Raw genomic sequence first — 1187 nt, 5'->3', positions numbered from 1 at the left:
GCGCGAGACGGCGGCCGAGGGCGTGGCGAGCTTCGAGCTGCGGCGCGCCGACGGGGGGGCCGCTGCCGGGCTTCGACGCCGGGGCGCACATCGACGTGGAACTGCCGAACGGCATGGTGCGGCAGTACTCGCTGTGCAACGACCCGGCCGAGCGCGGCCACTACCGGATCGGCGTGCTGCTGGAGGCGGCGGGGCGCGGCGGATCGCGCAGCGCCCACGCGCAGTTGCTGCCTGGCAGCCGGCTGCGCATCAGTGCGCCGCGCAACCATTTCGCGCTGGTCCCGGCGCGCCACACGCTGCTGCTCGCGGGCGGCATCGGTGTCACGCCGATCCTGAGCATGGCCGAGCAGCTGGCGCGTGCCGACGCGTCGTTCGAGCTGCACTACTGCAGCCGCACCCCGGCGCGCACCGCCTTCGTGCCGCGGCTGCGGGCCGCGGCGTTTGCCGCGCAGGTGCACTTCCATTTCGACGACGGCGATGCCGCGCAGCGCTTCGATGCGCGCGCGGTGCTCGCGCAGGCGGGGGACACGACCCACCTCTACGTGTGCGGACCGAAGGGCTTCATGGACCACGTGATCCTGACCGCCCGCGCGCTGGGCTGGTCGGAGGGCAACATCCATTACGAATACTTCGCGGGCGCTGCGGTCGACAGCTCGGCGGACCGCGGCTTCGAGGTGCAGATCGCCGGCAGCGGGCGGGTGGTGCCGGTCGCGCCCGGCCAGAGCGTGGTGCAGGCGCTCGCCGCCCATGGCATCGATGTGCCGGTGTCGTGCGAGCAGGGCGTCTGCGGCACCTGCGTGATGCGTGTCGTGCAGGGCGAGCCCGAGCACCGCGACATGTACTTCAGCGCTGCGGAGCACGCCGCCAACGACTGCTTCACGCCGTGCTGCTCGCGCTCGAAGTCGGCGCGACTGGTGATCGATTTCTAGTGTTCCGGCACCCCCTCAGGAGACAGAAAGATGGAGCAGAAGATCGAATTGAAGCAGTCCTACCTGACCAACGCCTGGTACGTGGCGGCGCTGTCCACCGAGGTGGGAGCGCAGGCGCTGTTCCACCGCAAGATCCTGGACACCTCGATCCTGATCTACCGCAAGCAGGACGGCACGGCGGTGGCGCTGCACGATCGCTGCCCGCACCGCTTCGCGCCGCTGCACCTGGGCAAGCGGATCGGCGACGAGGTGGCGTGC

The 1187-nt window shown here is 70.9% G+C and carries 2 protein-coding genes; both read left to right on the top strand.

Going from position 1 to position 1187, the window contains the following annotated elements:
* On the top strand, window positions 1–929 hold a 929-nt coding region (locus Y694_RS21920), incomplete at its 5' end, for a PDR/VanB family oxidoreductase (RefSeq protein ID WP_409072501.1).
* Between the two features lie 30 nt (window positions 930–959).
* On the top strand, window positions 960–1187 hold a 228-nt coding region (locus tag Y694_RS21915), incomplete at its 3' end, for a Rieske 2Fe-2S domain-containing protein (protein WP_036236736.1).

This window comes from Methylibium sp. T29-B (genome assembly GCF_000576225.1).
In the GTDB taxonomy this organism is placed as follows: Bacteria; Pseudomonadota; Gammaproteobacteria; order Burkholderiales; family Burkholderiaceae_C; genus Methylibium; species Methylibium petroleiphilum.
Note: the sequence above shows the minus strand (reverse complement) of the source record. Positions and strands in the feature narration are given on the sequence as shown.